The following is a 17,504-nucleotide window of genomic DNA, read 5'->3' on the forward strand; positions in this document are numbered from 1 at the left end:
CACACATGAGCTACGACTACATCATCGTCGGCGCGGGCTCGGCCGGCTGCATCCTCGCGAACCGCCTGAGCGAATCGGGCCGGCACTCGGTGCTGCTGCTCGAAGCGGGCGAACGCGACGCGTCGTTCTGGTTCAAGGTGCCGGTCGGCTTCACGAAGACCTACTACAACCGCCGCTACAACTGGATGTACTACAGCGAGCCCGAAGCGCAGCTCGCCGATCGCACGCTGTACTGCCCGCGCGGCAAGGTGGTCGGCGGGTCGGGCTCGATCAACGCGATGGTCTACGTGCGCGGCCAGCGCAGCGACTACGACGACTGGGCGGCCGCCGGCAATCCGGGCTGGGCGTACGACGACGTGCTCCCGTACTTCCGCAAGCTCGAAACGCATGCGGCCGGCATGACCGATCCGCAGCATCACGGCGCGACGGGGCCGATCCACATCACGTCGATGAAGGCCGACGTGCATCCGATCGTCCACGAGTTCCTGAAGGGTTGCGGGCAACTGAACCTGCCGCGCACCGATGATTTCAACGGCGCGCAGTTCGAAGGCGCGGGCATCTACGACCTGAACACGAAGAACGGCGAGCGCTGCTCCAGCAGCTTCGCGTACCTGCGTCCCGCGCTGGGTCGCGCGAACCTAACGCTGCGCTCGGGCGTGCTCGTGCGGCGCGTGACGTTCGACGGCACGCGCGCGACCGGCGTGGTCGTCGCGGGCGAGCAAGGCGACGAAACGCTCGTCGCCGCGCGCGAGGTGATCCTCGCGGCCGGCGCGGTCGATACACCGAAGCTGCTGCAACTGTCGGGCGTCGGCGATCCGGCGCTGCTCGCGCGCCACCGCGTGCCGCTCGTGCATGCATTGCCAGCCGTCGGCCGCAACCTGCAGGACCACCTGTGCGTGAGCTTCTACTTCAAGGCGAACCGGCCGACGCTGAACGACGAGATGGGCACCCTGCTCGGCAAGATGAAGATCGGGCTGCGCTACCTGCTGACGAAGCGTGGCCCGCTCGCGATGAGCGTGAACCAGGCGGGCGGCTTCTTCCGCGGCACGGCCGATACGCAGGAACCGAACATCCAGCTCTACTTCAACCCGCTGTCGTACCGGATCCCGAAGAGCGACCGCGCGAGCATCAAGCCCGAGCCTTATTCCGGATTCCTGATCGCGTTCAACCCGTGCCGGCCGACGAGCCGCGGCACGATCGAGATCGCGTCGAACCGCGTGGAAGATGCCGCGAAGATCCACATCAACGCGCTCACCACGCAGAAGGATCTCGACGAGGCCGTGCAGGGCAGCAAGGTGATTCGTGCGCTGATGCGCGCACCGGCGCTGAAGTCGATGACCGTCGAGGAAATCTCGCCGGGGCCGCAGATCGATTCCGACGAGGCGATGCTGCAGTATTTCCGCGAGCAGTCGGGTTCGATCTACCACCTGTGCGGCTCGTGCGCGATGGGATCGGACGCGGCGACGTCGGTGGTCGATGCGTCGCTGCGCGTGCACGGGCTGCAGGCGCTGCGGATCGTCGATGCGTCGGTGTTCCCGAACATCACGTCGGGCAACATCAACGCGCCGACGATGATGGTCGCGGAGAAAGGCGCGGACCTGATTCTGGCGGATGCGTCGCGCTCGGAACGGGCCGGCGTGCCATCGACGCAACGGGAGACGGTCGCACAGTGACGCGGCGCGGGCAACCTCAGCCGTTCCCTGCGTCCACGACCTGCCGGCAGACGCTCACGATCAGGTCTCGCAGCCCGGCATGCACCGCGTCCCGGTCGAAGCGGGGATGCCACATGATCGAGATCGGAAGCCCGGGCGTCGCGACCGGCAGCTCGAACGTCACGACGTCGCGCCGGGCCTGGGCGGTGTGCTTCTCGGGCACCTGCACGATCCAGTCCGAACGCTGGGCCAGCTCGATGCCCGACTTGAAATTCGGCACCACCGCGATCACGTTCCGCTCGCGCCCCTGCTCGCCGAGCGCATCGTCGATCGGCCCGTGAAAGCGCCCTTTGCGCGACACGCTGATATGCGGCACGGACAGGTAGGCATCCAGCGTCATCCGGCGCCGCGCGAGCCGGTGGCCTTTTCGCAGCACGCCGACCATCTGGTCGTCGAACAGCTTGCGGATCATGATTTCCGGCCCCGTCTCGCCGATCACGCCGATTTCGATATCGACTTCGCCGCTACGAAGGCGCGCCACCGTCTTCTCGTGCTTGGGCAGGAACCGCAGCCTCGCATGCGGCCATGCATCGTGCGCCTGCGCGATGATGGGCACCGCAAACGAATCGATGAAGCCGTCGTTGGCGCTGATGTTGAACACGCGTTGTGCGTCGATCGACCGGTGCTGCGCACCGAGCAGCAGTTCCACATCCTGAAGGATGCGGTCGAGCGGCACCTTCAGCCGCCGCGCCGTTTCGGTCGCCACCATGCCCTTGCCCGCGCGCACCAGCACCTTGTCGCCGATCGCGTCCTGAACGCGGGCAAGGGTCCGGCTCATCGCGGACGGACTCAAATCGAGGCTGCGCGCCGCACGCGACACGCTTTCCTCGTCGATCAGCGCCTTCAGCGCCAGCAACAGGTTCAGGTCGATCCGGTCCATCGCCGCGCTCCTCGCAGATTTGCATCGGATGCGTCATATATCTGCCAAACCTGCACTGTACACATGCCACCCCCGCTCCTACCATTCGTGCAATCGAACGGAGGAACGCATGGAAACGATGCAGCTACTTGACGAGCGATTGCGCGGATCGCTGATACAGGACTGGCAGGAACATACGAAACAGCCGGTAGCGGTCGCGACACGTCTACGGGAACGTCTGACGCTGCCGATGGGCGAGCAGGATCTCGTCGAGCTCGCGGCGCTCGTCACGCACGTATTCGGCGAGCATCTCGGCGACTGGGAAGCGGGAATGGACGCTCTCGAACGACTCGTGGACGCGCACGACGATGCGCCGGCCGATGCGCGCCGGCGTATCGATCGCCAGCGTGCGGTGCTCGAGAAATCGCAGGACGTGCAGGCACCGCTCGACCGGTTCGACGCCGACGATCGCATCTACATCACGGCACTCGCGCTCCCCGCGATCACGCTGCAACAATCGGTGGCGGAAGCGGAAGCGGCATTCGCCGAAGCGATGCACCTGCTCGCGTCCAGCGACTGCCGCGAACACCGCCGGCTGTTCGGCATCGTCACGGCCAATCTCGTCTGCGACCTGCTGGAGCGTTCGGCCTTGTCGGCCGCCAGACGGCGCCTGCTGATCCTGCTCGCGGAGAAAAGCCACGCGATCTGGCTGCAGGACGGCGACGAGACGGACCGGGAAAAAGCCGCGTTCCGGCTGACGCAGTGTTACCAGAAATGCAGGATGCCTGACAACTACGGAAGCGGGCGCTATCCGCGCTATCTTTCGATCGAGCCGTAACGGCGGGCGGCATACGAACCGAGACAAGACACGGCGCGTCTCGCTATGCAAGCGGGATCTGGACCTGCCTGACGCAAGCGCGTCGGGCATCGTCCGCGTCAAGGAACTGGTCGGCCCGTACGGCGTGCGGCTGACCGACATATCGGTCGTCACGTCGACCGCGGCCGGCAAGTAGTGCCGTCTCGCAACACACCACCGCCGGCTCGGTTCACACTCGTGCGCCTCTCCACGAACCGCCTCACATCATCGTCGGCCGGCCGCGACGGAATATCGTCCGGCGCGCCGTCGAGCAGGATCGCGATCCGGTCGCCGTGCCCGCCTCAATCCCCCGCCCCGCCCTGCACCGGCACATCGCCAAACACCCGCACGATGTGATCGATCATCGCGCTCATCCGCGCGGTATGCCGCAAATCCTTGTGCGTCACCATCCAGACTTCGTAAGGACGCGCCGACGTACGCGCCGGCCACACACGCACCAGCGCGTCGCGCTCCGCGATCGGCACCGGGAGTTCGGCGAGCCCGAGCCCGGCGCGTGCCGCCGCGCGCAGCATCAGATTCGAATTCAGTCCCGACACGATCCGCCCCGCGCGCACCGGCTCGCCGACCACCGTGAGCGGGCTGCGCGCATTCAGGTGCGGCAGGAAGCACACGAGGTCATGCCCTTCGAAGCCGGTGCCGGGCACCGGTTCGCCATGCCGCTCCAGGTATTCCTCCGACGCGTACAACCCCGTCGGCCACGCGGCGAGCCGGCGCGTCAGCAGATCGGGATTGTCGGGCTTGATCGTGCGGATCGCGATGTCCGCCTCGCGCTTGGCCAGGTTCTCCACCTGCGTCGACGTGTTGAGCAGCACGCGCACGTCCGGATGCTCGTCGTGCAGGTTGCGCATCGCGCGCATCACGAATTCGAGCCCGATCGTATCGGTCGTCGTCACGCGCACGTCGCCCGCTAGGCGCCGGTCGACGCCCTGGGTCTGCCGCACCAGGTCGATCGCCGACTGTTCCATCTTCTCCACGTTGCGCAGCGCGACCTCGCCCACCGCGGTCGGCACGTACCCGGCCGAGGTGCGCAGGAACAGCGTCGCGCCGAGCGCGCGCTCGAGCGCCGCGAGCCGCCTGCCGACCGTCGCCTGGTCGAGCCCGACCGCCCGCGCGGCGCCGCGCAGGCTGCGTTCCCGGTGGATCGCGAGAAAAATCCGTGCGTCGTCCCAGTTCAAGCGCCTTCTCCGGTGTGATGCAAATTTGCATCTGTGGTCGTGAAAATCGCTGCGCAAATTCATCAACGCCCAAGCCTATACTTTTTTCACCGACCACTCACCTGTCTTTTAGAGGCAAACATGTCCGATACGCTCTCCTCCGTCCCCGCCGACATGGCGGCAGTCGAAATCACCCGCCCCGGCGGCCCCGACGTCCTGGCGACCGCACGTCGCCCCGTGCCGCGGCCGAAGGCCGACGAAGTGTTGATCCGGGTTCACGCCGCCGGCGTGAACGGCCCGGACGTGCTGCAACGCAAGGGGCTGTACAACCCGCCGCCCGGCGCATCCGACATCCCGGGCCTGGAAATCGCGGGCGAAGTCGTCGCGACCGGCGAAGCCGTGCACGGCTTCGCGCCGGGCGACCGGGTCAGCGCGCTGGTGACGGGCGGCGGCTATGCGGAATACGCGGTCGCCCATCACCTCACGACGATGAAGCTGCCCCCTGGACTCGACATGATCGAAGCCGCGGCGATGCCGGAAACGTTCCTGACTGTCTGGCTGAACCTGATCCAGCGCGGGCGGCTGCAGGCGGGCGAATCGGTGCTGATCCACGGCGGCGCGTCTGGCATCGGCACCACCGCGACGATGATCGCGAAGGCGATGGGCGCATCGACCATCATCACGACGGTCGGCTCGGAAGCGCATCGCGCCGCGAGCCTGCAGCTCGGCGCGGATCACGCGATCAACTACCGCGAACAGGATTTCGTCGCGGAAGTCGACAGGATCACCGCCGGCAAGGGCGTGGACGTGATCCTCGACATCATCGCGGGCGACTACGTCGCGCGCAATTACCGGGCCGCGGCAATGAACGGGCGGATTCTGCAGGTCAGCGCGCTCAACGGGCCGGCGAAGGAACTCGACGTGTGGCCGATGATGACCAAGCGCCTCACGCACATCGGTTCGACGCTGCGTTCGCGCACGCCGGAGGAGAAGGGCGCGCTCATCGCCGAACTCGAACGGCACCTGTGGCCGCACGTCGCGGCGGGCACGGTCAAGCCGCAGGTGTTCCGCACCTTCCCGCTCGACGACGCGCGCGGCGCACACGTGCTGATCGACTCGGGCGTGCACGTCGGCAAGATCGTGCTGACGACGGCCGCGCACCGCGCGCAGTGAGCGCGGTACGCGGCGTGGTCGGCGTGACGCGCGTCAGTTCATGCTCGAGCGCTTCTCGACGAACCGCCGCACATAATCGTCCGCCGGACGCGACAGGATGTCGTCCGGCGTGCCGACCTGCACGAGCGTGCCGTCACGCAGGATCGCGATCCGGTCGCCGATGCGCAGCGCCTCGTCGAGATCGTGCGTGATGAACACGATCGTCTTCGAAAGCGTCGCCTGCAATTCGAGCAACTGATCCTGCATCTCGGTGCGGATCAGCGGATCGAGCGCGGAGAACGCTTCGTCCATCAGCAGCACGTCGGTATCGGCCGCCAGCGCGCGCGCCAGCCCGACACGCTGCCGCATCCCGCCCGACAGCTCGTCCGGATAATGATCGCCATACCCGTCGAGCCCGACCTTCGTCAGCCAGTTGCGCGCGGCCTCGGCCGCGTCGTGCCGCTTCTCGCCGCGCGTGCGCAGCGCATACGCGGCGTTGTCGAGCACGGTCTGGTGCGGCAGCAGCCCGAAGTTCTGAAACACCATGCTGACCTTGAAGCGGCGCAGCTCGCGCAGCCCGTGCGCGTCGAGCTTGATCACATCGCTGCCGTCGATCACGATCTCGCCGGCCGTCGGTTCGATCAGCCGGTTGAAGTGCCGCACGAGCGTCGACTTCCCCGAGCCCGACAGCCCCATGATCACGAAGATCTCGCCCGACTCGATGCCGAGGCTCACGTCGTAGAGCCCGACGTTGCAGCCCGTTTCGGCCAGCACGTCGGCCTTGCGCTTGCCCGAGCGCAGCAGGTCGAGCACACGCGCATGCGCGGCCTGCGGCCCGAACAGCTTGTACACGTGTTTGACGTCGATGGTCGCCATGTCTGTCTCCGTTCCTATGCGCGCGACGATTGCGTCGCCTGATTCGAATCGACGCCCGCCGACTGCGCCTTGCGCGGCAGCCGGTATGGCACGCGCGACGCGCCCTTCTGCCGGCGCTGCTGCGCGAGCCGGCGGCGCGCACGCCGCTCCTGGCCGAAGCCCTGGCTGATCCGGTCGATCACGATTGCGAGGATCACGATCGCGAGGCCGGCCTGCGTGCCCTTGCCGACGTCGAGCGTCTGGATGCCCGCGAGCACGTCCTCGCCGAGCCCGCGCGAGCCGATCATCGACGCGATCACGACCATCGACAGCGCCATCATCGTCGTCTGGTTGATGCCGGCCATGATGCTCGGCCGCGCGAGCGGCAGCTGCACGTTGACGAGCAATTGCCAGCGCGTCGTGCCGAACGCACGCGCGGCTTCCGTCACGTCCGGATCGACCTGGCGGATACCGAGATCGGTCAGGCGGATCAGCGGCGGCAGCGCATAGATGATCGTCGCGAGGATCGCGGGCACCTTGCCGAGCCCGAACAGCATCAGCACCGGGATCAGGTACACGAAGCTCGGCAGCGTCTGCATCACGTCGAGCACGGGCAACAGCATCCGCCGCAGCCACGCGCTGCGCGAGGCAAGGATGCCGACCGGCACGCCGATCGCGACCGACAGCACCGTCGAGACGAGCATCAGCGCGAGCGTCTGCATCAGCTTGTCCCACAGGCCGAAGCAGCCGATCGCGTAAAGCAGCAGCATGAAGAGCACGCCGAGGCCGATACGGCGCGTCGCATTCCACGCGATCGCGCCGACGACCAGCAGCACGAGCCACGGCGGCGCGACACGCAGCGCGCCTTCGAGCGGCACGAGCAGGTAGCGCAGCACGAGCACGCTGAAGTGATGGAAGCTGTCGCCGTATTGCGCGACGAACGTCTCGAGCGCGCTGTTCACCCAGTCGGCGATCGACAGGTGCAGAAAGAAGCCGTTCATGTTGATTCTCCGTCGCGCCGCGAAGGCGCGTGACGGCGGCGGCGGGCGCGGGCCCGCCGCCGCGCGCAGGTTACGCGCCCTTCAGGCTGCCGGCGATCTTCTGCGCGACGTCGGCCGGCACCCACTGCTTCCACATGTCCTGGCGGGTCTTCAGGAACTGCGTGGCCATCGCCGCGCCGTCGATCTTCTTCGTCGTCATCTCGAGGATCGTCTGGTTCAGGAAGTCCATCGGAAAACGCACCTTGCCGAATACGCCGACGAGATCGGGATTCGCATCGGCGAACGGCTTCGACACGCCCACCGTCAGCCGCGACACCATGTACGACGACGCGCACTGGTGCGTGCTGCTCTCGTCGCGCAACGTCTTCCAGCATGCTTCGTTATAGGCCGGCATCTTCAGCGCCGTGAACTTGTATTTCGCCATCAGCGCGGCCGGGCCCCAGTAATAGAACACGATCGGCGCGCCGCGCTGGTACGCGGACGCGATCGCCGCGTCGAGCGCCGCGCCGGTGCCCGGATGGAAGTTCGTGTACGACTGGTCGAGCTTCAGCACCTTCAGGAGACGCGTGTTCACGCGCTCGCAGTCCCAGCCCGTCGGGCAGTTCAGGAAGCGGCCCTTGTCCGGTTCCTCCTCGTCGGCGAACACCTGCTTGAACTTCGGCAGATCGTCGACCGATACGAGCCCGGGCGCGACCGGCTTGATGTTGCGCGCCGGATCGCCCTTCACCACGTAGTCGGGCACGAACCAGCCTTCGGTCGTGCCGCCCGGCAGCGTGTCGCCGATCAGCTTCACGGCGCCCGACGCGACGGCCTTCGCGGTGATCTCGCTGCGGCCCGTCCACTGCTCGGCCCAGATCTGCAGGTCGTTGCGCGCAAGCGCCGTTTCGGTCGCGGCCGTGCTGCCCGGCACGACGTCCGTCTTGCAGCCGTAGCCCTTCTCCATGATCTGCCGCAGCACTTCGGTCGCAAACGACCCGCTCTCCCACGTGATGCCCGCGAAATGGACCGTCTTGCCGTCGGCGCACGCGCCGCCGGCCGCGTGGGCCGCCGGCGCGGCGTGGGCCGCCGGCGCGGACAGGATCGCCGCGGCGGCGAGAAGGACCGTTTTCAGTCGTCGAATCTGCATGGTGGGTCGTCTCCAAATCGAATCTGTTGTTTGTGCGTCGCGGCATGCGCGGCGACCGGCGAATCGTGCATCCAGCCACGTCCGGTCAGTCTGCATGTTTCAGCCGCCAATATGTTTAGGGAAACGAGTAATTCCGATCATTGCAATCGGCAGCGTCAATCGATCGCCGGGTGCCCCGCGAAGCCCGCCGGGCGGGCTTCTCGACCGATTTACCGGGCCCGCGCACGGCCCCGCCCGGGCTGCGTCGCGGCCCCGTTTGGCTAGTGCTCGACCGGCGTTGAAGCGCCGGGCCGCGCACCCCGTTTCGACTGTCGAAACCGCCTGTCGCGACCCCATTGGCGAACCCGATCCCATCCATCGAAATTACTCGCTTTCGGATCCTTTTCGGCTTGGGAAGAATGCGCGGTGTCAACGGAGGAGACACGACCCGGCACAGCCGGTCGCCGCGCCGCCGCGCATTGCGCGCTTCCGGCGCCGCGCGCGCTGCGCCAGGTCGCCCCGGATGACGGGGCGCGCCTCGCCGGACGCGCTCACGACAACCGATACAAGCTGGACATCCCGGAGATCTCAATGAAAAAGACCCTGACGGCGCTCGCCGTAACGGCAACCTTCGCAGCCCCCGTGTTCGCGCAAAGCAGCGTCACGCTGTACGGCGTGATCGACGAAGGCCTGAACTACACGAACAACGTCGGCACCGGCCACGTCTACGAGATGGCGAGCGGCTACGCGCAAGGCAGCCGCTGGGGCCTGAAGGGCAGCGAGGATCTTGGCGGCGGCATGAAGGCGATCTTCCAGCTCGAAAACGGCTTCGACGTGAACACCGGCCGGCTCAACCAGGGCGGCCGCATGTTCGGCCGCCAGGCATATGTCGGCCTGAGCCAGGCGCAGTACGGCACGCTGACGTTCGGCCGCCAGTACGACTCCGTCGTCGACTATCTCGCGCCGACCACCGCCAACGGCAACTGGGGCGGCTACCTGCTCGCGCACCCGTTCGACAACGACAACACCGACAACTCGTTCCGCCTCGACAACACGGTGAAGTACGCGAGCCCGAACTTCGGCGGCTTCACGTTCGGCGGCGCATACAGCTTCAGCAACAGCACGAACTTCTCGGACAACCGCGCGTACAGCTTCGGCGCGCAATACCAGAACAACGGCCTGCTGATCGGCGCCGCGTACCTGCAGGCGAACCACCCGGGCGACGGCTCGGCCGGCGCGATCACCGCGAACGACGCGAGCTACATCGCCGAGCGCATGCGCGTGTTCGGCGCGGGCATCAACTACACGTTCGGCCAGGCGACGGTCGGCTTCGCGTACACGAACTCGAACTACAAGAACCCGACCGGCAACGGCTACCTCGGCACGCCGGGCGCGATCATCGCCCCGGGCGCGACGGTCAGCGCGATCAAGTACCAGAACTTCGAGCTGAACGGTTCGTACCAGATCACGCCGGCGTTCATGGTGGGCGCGCAGTACGTGCTGTCGCTCGAGAAATACGACGCATCGACCGGCAACGCGAAGCCGAAGATCCACTCGGCCGGGCTGATGGCCGACTACAACCTGTCGAAGCGCACCGACGTGTACGTACAGGCCGCGTACCAGCACATCGCCGGCGACAAGACGAACTCGATCCTCGACAACGCGTTCATCCCCGGTACCGACGCACCGTCGTCGACGTCGAACCAGGTGGCCGTGCGTCTCGCGCTGCGCCACAAGTTCTGACGCAACCCGGTTCTCCGTTCTTCACGCGACACCCGCGCCGGTCGGCCCGAGGTGTCTTCGCCCGCCCGCAAGCGCAAGCCTGCCGGCGGGTTTTTTCATGCGCGGCGCAACGCGTGACCGGCCGATGCCGCCGGAACGGGTAACGGGCGCGCAACGGCCCCGTCAAGCGTGACAGGTCAACGGACGACGATCCGTCGATACAATGTGAGCCTCCGCAACGGCCGCCATCCACACCTTCGTCGATGCCGGCCGTCGCCTTCGTCGCGCACGGCCCGCCGCGTTCTGCCTGCACCGCGTGCCTGCCGCACATCTCCGAGGAGTGTCACTTGAAGCACTGGCGCCGCGCGCTGTTCACCTTCACCGCCGGCCTTTTGGCCACCACGACTTCCCATGCCCGCCCGATCTGCACCGTCGTCGCCGACGCCGCCACCGGCCAGGTGCTCGTGCAGCAAGGCGACTGCGCGACCCGCGTGACGCCGGCGTCGACGTTCAAGGTCGCCATCAGCCTGATGGGCTTCGATGCGGGCGTCCTGAAGGACGAGCACACCCCGACGCTCGACTTCCACGCCGGCTACCCCGACTGGGGCGGCGCGCCGTGGCGCGAGCCGACCGATCCGGCGCGGTGGATGAAGCTGTCGGTGTTCTGGTACTCGCAGCAGGTCACGCAGGCGCTCGGGCAGGCGCGCTTTCAGCAGTACACGAATGCATTCGGCTACGGTAACGCGGACGCCACCAGTCAGGCGGGTGAGCTGAACGGCGTGATGGGCGCATGGGTCAACGCGTCGCTGCGCATCTCGCCGCTCGAACAGGTCGCCTTCATGCGCAAGATCGCGAACCGGACGCTGCCCGTCAGCGCGCACGCGTACGACATGACCGAGCGCATCACGCTGATCGACACGCAGCCCGGCGGCTGGATCGTGCACGGCAAGACGGGCACCGGGTCGCCGGGGCGCAAGTACGATGCGTCGCACGCGTACGGCTGGTTCGTCGGCTGGGCGGCCAAAGGGCCGCGCAAGCTCGTGTTCGCCTACCTGATTCAGGACGACGAGCGGCAGACGCCGAACGCCGGCCTGCGCGCACGCGATACCTTCCTGACGACGCTGCCGGCCCTCGCCGAAGCGGGTGGCACGCAATGAGCGCCGGCCCGCGCAACGCGCGGATCGACCTGCTGCGCGGCGTGTCGATCGTGCTCGTCCTGCTGCATCACTTCAACATCCCTTACTCGCTGCGCGACACGTCGCTCGCTCGCGCGTTCGGCTGGGATGCGGTGCATGCGGTGGCACGCAACGGCAACTACGGCGTGACGATGTTCTTCGTGATCTCCGGCTACCTGATCACGTCGAATGCGCGGCGCCGCTGGGGCAGCCTCGGCGCGGTCGACGTGCGTTCGTTCTACGTGTCGCGCGTCGCGCGCATCGTGCCGTGCCTGCTCCTGCTGCTCGCGCTCGTCAACGGCCTCGCGGCAGCCGGCGTGCCGATCTTCCAGAACCACGCGCCGGAGGGCATCGCGGTGTCGTTCTGGCTCGTGAATCTCGCGTCGCTGACGTTCTGGATGAACGTGCTGATCGGCGCATACGGATGGGTCAACTACGCGCTCGGCGTGCTGTGGTCGCTGTCGGTCGAAGAGGTGTTCTACCTGTCGTTTCCGCTGCTGTGCATCGCGCTGCGCCGCGATGCGCGGCTGGCCGCGTTCTGGGTGATCGTCGCCGCGATCGGGCCCGTGTACCGCTTCACGCACGCCGGCGACGAAGGCGGGTTCCTCTATGCGTACTTCGCGTCGTTCGACGGGATCGCGATCGGCTGCTGCACCGCGCTGCTGGCCGAGCGCGCAAGCTGGCAACGGCTGGCCGCGCCGTTCATGCAATGGCCCGTCGCGGCGGCGATGGCCGCGCTCTATCTGGCCTGGCCGATCGCGGAAAGCCACGTCGCTGGCGTCACGGCGATGGCGCTCGGCACGGCCGTGCTACTGATCGGCGCGCACGTCAACGGCACGCGCGCGCAGGGCCGCCTGCTCGCGCCGTTGCGCCGTGCCGGCACGCTGAGCTACGAGCTGTACCTGTTCCACCTGATCGTGCTCGGCGCGCTGCGCACGTTCTGGCCGCCGTCGGGCATGCACGGCGACGGCAAGCTCGGGTTGCTCGTCGCGTATCTGGCGCTGTCGGCCGCGTTGAGTGCAGCGATTGCGCGCGGTTATGCGACGCCGCTCGACCGCCTCATCAAGCGGGTCGCGTCACGGCCTGCGGCACGTGTACCGGACGGCGCGCAGCTCTAGCGAATTGTCGGCATCCCCTGCCGGGCGACACGACGTCGGAAAAAGAAAAAAGCGGCCAGCGCCCGGCCGTATCGCGATTGCGATACCGGCCGGCCTGACCGCAAACCCCGCGTACGAATCGTACGATCGACCGGGCGACAGAAGCCGTTGCGTGATCGGTCGAGCGTGGCCGCCCGCCGGTCAATCCAGATAGTCGGCGTATTCCTTGCGCGTGTAGCTGGCGAGCGTCGTCCACGGCAACGGCTCGCGCCGCGCGGCCGGCGCCTGCGTCAACGTCAGCTTGCGCACGACGCGGCCGTCGGCACTCCGGTATTCGACGGACAGCGGCGCCTGCAGCGTCTCGCTCCACAGGATCCGGTTCACGCCGCGCGCGCCGGGCGTGTCGACCGCCTGCTCGTACCAGCGCGTGCCGGGCGCGTCGCCGCGCTTCGCGACCGCGAGCCGCTTCAGCTGCGACGGCGGCGTCACGTAATACGCGTTGTCCCACGAGCCGTCGAAACCGGTGGTTTCGTACTCGGCCGGCGGCACGCTGACGACCGTCCGGTTCGCCGCATCCACGTACTCGATGCGCGCCGTCTTGCCGTCGTAAGTCACGTGCCGCGCGGCCGCCTGGAAGTTGAAATGCTTGTGGCCCGCGTGGGCGGCGGCCGGCTGCACGCCGGCGCGACGGCCCGCGTCGTGGTCATGATCGTGATCGTCACCATGACCGCCGCCGGCCGCCGCGGCGGGCAGCACGCGCTCGACCCACACGTGGCCGTCGCGCCGCACCATCCGTTCGCGATACAGCGTCGTGCGCGTCACGCCGTCGGCCGTCACCGTGCGGCTCTCGTGCAGCAGCACGGCGTCGAGGTCCGCCGCTGCAAAAGCCGGCAGTGCAGCCATCCCGCAAGCGAGCGCACAGAGGATCTGACGTTTCATCGAGCGTTCCCGTTCATCGTGCTAATCACCTGCCTCAGAAACCGAACGCCGAGCGCACGAGACCGAACACCTTCGTGTTGTCGATCGTGCCCTTGAACGCCTTCGCATCCGCGCCGTCGGCGAACAGCATCACGTCGCCGCCGCCGTGCGTCTCCGAACCCGCGCTGCCCATCCGCACGCCGACTTCCTGCAGATACGCCTCGTTCGTCGCGGTGGCCGAATCGACCGACGTGCGCACGTTCGGCCGGTTCGCGCCATTGCCGAACACCAGCGTCGTGTAGGTATTGCCGTCGGCGTCCTTGCTCGGCTGGCCGTCACGATAGTTGCGGCTGATGTCGAGAATCGGGTTGCCGCGCTTCGAATAGCCGTTGATCGTCATCGTGTGGTCGTGGTCGGCCGTCACGACGATCAGCGTGTTCGACAGGTCGACCTTCGACAGCGCGACGCGGATCGCTTCGTCGAATGCCGCCGTGTCCTCGAGCGCGCGCTTCGCGTTGGTGCCGTGCAGCGCGTGGTCGATCCGGCCGCCTTCGACCATCAGGAAGTAGCCGTTCGAATTCTTCGACAGCACGTCGATCGCCTTCGACGTCATGTCGGCAAGGCTCGGCTGCGACGGGCCTTCGCCCTTGCCCGCGACGCGGTCCAGCTCGTACTCGAGATGGCTCGTCGAACTGAACAAACCGACCAGTTTGCCGTTGCCGGCCTGCGCGAGCTGATCCTTCGTGGCGACGACCGTGTAGCCCTTCGCCTTCATCTCGTTGAGCAGGTTGCGCCCGTCCGCGCGGCCGCGCTTGTTGGCCACCGGATCGAACGGCGTCCAGTGATTGCGGCCGCCGCCCATCAGCACGTCGACGCCGTCGCCCAGCGCCGCGTTGTAGCCCGCGCCGCCCGGCGACGCCTGCGCGGCGATGTCGTACTGCGCATCGCGATGGCAGATGTGCGAATAGGTCGCGGCAGGCGTCGCGTGCGTGAGCTCGGTCGTCGTGATCGCGCCGACCGCCTTGCCGCGCGCCTTCGCCAGCTCCAGCAGCGTCGCGACCGGCTGGCCGTTGCCCGGCGCGCAGTTGTTGACCGTCTTGTTGCCGTTCGCGTCGCTGCCCGGCGCGACGGCGCGCGTGTCGGACGACATCGACAGCACTTCGTTGTTCATCTTCACGCCGGTCATGTACGCGGCCATCGACGGTGCGCTGTCGGTGGTCTGCGCGTCGTTCGAGAAGGTCTTGATGCGCGCGGTGCGCGCCAGCTTCTCCATCGTCAGTTGTCCCGACTCACCGACCTTGTAGATCCGGCTCGCCGTCACGGTCGTCGGCCCCATGCCGTCGCCGAGAAAGAAAATCACGTTCTTCGCCTGGCCGGCGGCCTGCGCCGCGCCGCACGCGAAACCCGCGACGGCCAGCGCCGCCGCGATGTACTTGATGGTCGACATCCTGTATTCCCCTGTACCCGTATGGTCGGCGCTCACAGCTGCACCGCGCTGCGCACCAGCTCGAAGACCTTGTTGTTCTCGATCACGCCGTGGAACGCGTCCGCGCCGCGGCCGATCGCACCGAGGAACACATCGGTGCCGCCGTGCGTCTCGTTGCCCTTGTCCATCCGCACGACCGCCTCCTGGCGATAATCGTCGGCGCCCGTCACCGCGTCGGTGAGCGCGGTGCCCGCGCGGCTGCCCTGCACGCGGTTCTCGCCGTTGCCGAAGCCGATGATCGTGTACGGCGCGCCGTCCGCGTCCTTCGCGACCGCGCCCGTCTGGTAGTTGCGCAGCACGCCCAGCACGCCGGGCTTGCCCGCCTCGGTCTTGCCGGTGCGCGCCGCATAGCCGTTCAGCACCAGCGTGTGGTCGTGGTCGGCCGTGACGACGATCAGCGTGTTCTTCAGGTCGGGATCGGTCTTGCGCACCTTGTCGATCGTCGCCTTGATCGCGTTGTCGAACGCGACCGTGTCCTGCAGCGCGCGCTTCGCATTGGTGTCGTGCAGCGCGTGATCGATCCGGCCGCCTTCGACCATCAGGAAATAACCGTTCGGGTTCTTCTGCAGCACGTCGAGCGCGCGCGTCGCCATGTCGGTGAGGCTCGGCTCCTTGGTCGTGCCGCGATCGAGGTCGTAGCTCATGTGGCTCGACGAGAACAGGCCGACCAGCTTGCCGCCCTTCGTCGCGTCGGCCGCCAGCAGGTCGTCGCGGTTCTGCGCGAACGCATAACCCTTCGCCTTCAGCTCGTTGACCAGGTTGCGCCCGTCGGTGCGCTTGCCGCCGCCGTCCTTCGGCACGAAGAATTGCGTGCCGCCGCCGAGCACGACGTCGACGCCGTCGCCCAGCGCGCCGTTGTAGCCCGCGCCGCCCGGCACGAGCTGCGCCGCGATGTCGTTCTCGGCGTCGCGATGGCACACGTGCGCATAGGTCGCGGCGGGCGTGGCGTGCGTGACGCGCGTGGTCGTCACGACGCCGGTGGCCAGCCCCTTCGCCTTCGCGATCTCCAGCAGCGTCGTCGCCGATTTGCCGTTGTTCGCGCCGCAGTTGCCGGTCAGGCTCGCGGTCGGCTCGATCGCCTTCGTGTCGGGCGACATCGAGATCACTTCGTTGTTGGTCTTGACGCCGGTCATGTACGCCGACATCGACGGCGCGCTGTCCGTCACCTGCGCGTCGTTGGAATAGGTCTTCACGAATGCGGATTCGGGCAGCGTGTCGATCGTGAGCGCGCCGTCTTCACCGACCGCATAGATGCGCGCGGCCGTCAGCGTCGTCATCCCCATGCCGTCGCCGAGAAAGAAGATCACGTTGCGCGCGGCCGTCTGAACGGGCGGCTGGGTGGGCGACGTGCTGGTCGGGCCGTCGTCGCTGCCGCATCCGGCAAGTGCAAAGGCGCCCGCACACAGCAGCGCCGCCGTTTTGATTCGATTCATGTTGCCGGTTCTCCCCGCCGTTGATGCTTTCGAAATGAAAGGCGATGTTAGGAACCTGATGTGACGGCAATATGAATGGTGATTGGAAGGATTAGAAGGAAAGATGAAAGGATGCGGCGCGGCGCCACGATCGGGCACCGCGCGCGCAGCGGCGTCATTCCGCGTGTTCGGCGGCGATGCTGCGCACGGTCACGATGCGCGCAGGCGGAATGTTTGCCCAGACGATCCGGCTGCCGCAGGCAACAAATGCCGAATCGCCCAGCGGATGACGGCGGGGTGGCCGCAGGTCGTACGTGAACTGGATCATCACGCCGTCGGCCGACAGCACGCGATGGCACTGGCCGATGATCGCCGTCACGTCCTCACGCGGCAGCGTGCGCAGCGGCAGGCACGACACGATCGCGTCGACGCGCGCCTCGGGCGGCAGCAGGCGCTCGAGCTGCCGCGCGTCGCCCGACACGATCGAGATGCCCGGAAAGCGGCGCCGCAGATGCTGGACGAAAGCCGGCGAACGCTCGACCACGACGAGCCGCCGCGGCGCGACGCCGCGTTCGAGCAACGCCGCCGTGATCGCGCCGGTGCCGCCGCCGAGCTCGACGACCAGCCCGTCGCCGTCCGGTACCGCGTCGGCCATCTCGCGCGCCAGCTGCCGCGAACTCGGGCACAACGCGCCCACCGCGGCCGGACGCCCGACCCACTCGCGCACGAACAGTGCGGAAACACGCCATGCGTTCGGCCAGATCATCGGCGGGCCTCGACCGGCTGCGCCTGCGGCTTCGACATGCCGAAGGCGACGTGGGACAGGGCTACGGCGACACGGCTCCGGTTCATGCGCATCCTCCTGGACGAATCGGTCCGTCGCAGGAAGAGCGACGATCAAATCGATTCTAGGAAACGCAAACTTAAGGCGACGTGAAGATTGTCCCTGATACGCCTGACCAAAGCGCGAGCGCGCTGC

15 protein-coding genes are annotated in these 17,504 nt (G+C 67.4%); 6 read left to right on the forward strand and 9 right to left on the reverse strand.

All coding sequences use genetic code 11. The features are described from left to right. The first annotated feature begins 5 nt into the window (after nt 1–5). Nucleotides 6–1,673 (forward strand): GMC family oxidoreductase, encoded by a 1,668-nt coding sequence (locus HAV18_RS10275; RefSeq protein ID WP_166955258.1) that lies wholly within the window; start codon nt 6–8, stop codon nt 1,671–1,673. A gap of 16 nt (nt 1,674–1,689) precedes the next feature. On the opposite strand, the gene HAV18_RS10280 is transcribed toward HAV18_RS10275, so the two are convergent. Then, nucleotides 1,690–2,592, reverse strand: a complete 903-nt coding sequence (locus HAV18_RS10280; protein WP_166955260.1) for a LysR family transcriptional regulator — start codon at nt 2,590–2,592, stop codon at nt 1,690–1,692. A 109-nt stretch (nt 2,593–2,701) separates the two neighbouring features. Between HAV18_RS10280 and HAV18_RS10285 the strand changes: the two genes are divergently transcribed. Next, nucleotides 2,702–3,409 carry a hypothetical protein gene (locus HAV18_RS10285; protein WP_166955262.1) on the forward strand — a complete coding sequence of 236 codons (708 nt, stop codon included), beginning with the start codon at nt 2,702–2,704 and terminating at the stop codon, nt 3,407–3,409. Between the two features lie 320 nt (nt 3,410–3,729). Here the strand turns inward: HAV18_RS10285 and HAV18_RS10290 are convergent, their stop codons facing one another. After that, on the reverse strand, nt 3,730–4,623 hold the full coding sequence (locus HAV18_RS10290) for a LysR family transcriptional regulator (RefSeq protein ID WP_166955264.1): 894 nt from the start codon (nt 4,621–4,623) through the stop codon (nt 3,730–3,732). 120 nt (nt 4,624–4,743) lie between these two features. On the opposite strand from HAV18_RS10290, the gene HAV18_RS10295 reads away from it, so the two are divergent. After that, nucleotides 4,744–5,775, forward strand: a complete 1,032-nt coding sequence (locus HAV18_RS10295) for an NAD(P)H-quinone oxidoreductase (RefSeq protein ID WP_243771596.1) — start codon at nt 4,744–4,746, stop codon at nt 5,773–5,775. A gap of 33 nt (nt 5,776–5,808) precedes the next feature. Here the strand turns inward: HAV18_RS10295 and HAV18_RS10300 are convergent, their stop codons facing one another. From HAV18_RS10300 to HAV18_RS10310, 3 genes are all read right to left on the reverse strand, one after another. Next, nucleotides 5,809–6,630, reverse strand: coding sequence for a glycine betaine/L-proline ABC transporter ATP-binding protein (locus HAV18_RS10300; protein WP_166955266.1), 822 nt, complete (start codon nt 6,628–6,630; stop codon nt 5,809–5,811). A gap of 14 nt (nt 6,631–6,644) precedes the next feature. Continuing rightward, complete coding sequence (locus HAV18_RS10305; RefSeq protein ID WP_166955268.1) at nt 6,645–7,610, reverse strand: proline/glycine betaine ABC transporter permease; 966 nt, start codon at nt 7,608–7,610, stop codon at nt 6,645–6,647. 70 nt (nt 7,611–7,680) lie between these two features. Next, nucleotides 7,681–8,736, reverse strand: a complete 1,056-nt coding sequence (locus HAV18_RS10310; RefSeq protein ID WP_166955270.1) for an ABC transporter substrate-binding protein — start codon at nt 8,734–8,736, stop codon at nt 7,681–7,683. Between the two features lie 570 nt (nt 8,737–9,306). On the opposite strand from HAV18_RS10310, the gene HAV18_RS10315 reads away from it, so the two are divergent. The 3 genes from HAV18_RS10315 to HAV18_RS10325 all read left to right on the forward strand — a co-directional run bounded on the left by HAV18_RS10315 (nt 9,307) and on the right by HAV18_RS10325 (nt 12,730). Beyond that, nucleotides 9,307–10,458: a porin gene (locus HAV18_RS10315; RefSeq protein WP_166955271.1), complete on the forward strand. Its 1,152-nt coding sequence runs from the start codon at nt 9,307–9,309 to the stop codon at nt 10,456–10,458. Between the two features lie 326 nt (nt 10,459–10,784). Beyond that, complete coding sequence (blaOXA, locus tag HAV18_RS10320; protein WP_166955272.1) at nt 10,785–11,594, forward strand: OXA-1043 family class D beta-lactamase; 810 nt, start codon at nt 10,785–10,787, stop codon at nt 11,592–11,594. Next, nucleotides 11,591–12,730, forward strand: coding sequence for an acyltransferase (locus tag HAV18_RS10325; protein ID WP_166955273.1), 1,140 nt, complete (start codon nt 11,591–11,593; stop codon nt 12,728–12,730). The genes blaOXA and HAV18_RS10325 overlap by 4 nt, the downstream gene beginning before the upstream one ends. A gap of 180 nt (nt 12,731–12,910) precedes the next feature. Here HAV18_RS10325 and HAV18_RS10330 read toward each other — a convergent pair whose 3' ends face one another. The 4 genes from HAV18_RS10330 to HAV18_RS10345 form a co-directional block, all read right to left on the reverse strand. Then, complete coding sequence (locus tag HAV18_RS10330) at nt 12,911–13,648, reverse strand: hypothetical protein (protein ID WP_166955274.1); 738 nt, start codon at nt 13,646–13,648, stop codon at nt 12,911–12,913. Nucleotides 13,649–13,682: 34 nt separating this feature from the next. Further along, nucleotides 13,683–15,074 carry an alkaline phosphatase gene (locus tag HAV18_RS10335; RefSeq protein WP_166955275.1) on the reverse strand — a complete coding sequence of 464 codons (1,392 nt, stop codon included), beginning with the start codon at nt 15,072–15,074 and terminating at the stop codon, nt 13,683–13,685. 32 nt (nt 15,075–15,106) lie between these two features. Further along, nucleotides 15,107–16,546 carry an alkaline phosphatase gene (locus HAV18_RS10340; RefSeq protein ID WP_166955276.1) on the reverse strand — a complete coding sequence of 480 codons (1,440 nt, stop codon included), beginning with the start codon at nt 16,544–16,546 and terminating at the stop codon, nt 15,107–15,109. Nucleotides 16,547–16,700: 154 nt separating this feature from the next. Beyond that, nucleotides 16,701–17,291, reverse strand: coding sequence for a class I SAM-dependent methyltransferase (locus HAV18_RS10345; RefSeq protein WP_166955277.1), 591 nt, complete (start codon nt 17,289–17,291; stop codon nt 16,701–16,703). Nucleotides 17,292–17,504: the final 213 nt, after the last annotated feature.

The organism is Burkholderia sp. D-99 (assembly GCF_011605345.1).
GTDB lineage: Bacteria > Pseudomonadota > Gammaproteobacteria > Burkholderiales > Burkholderiaceae > Burkholderia.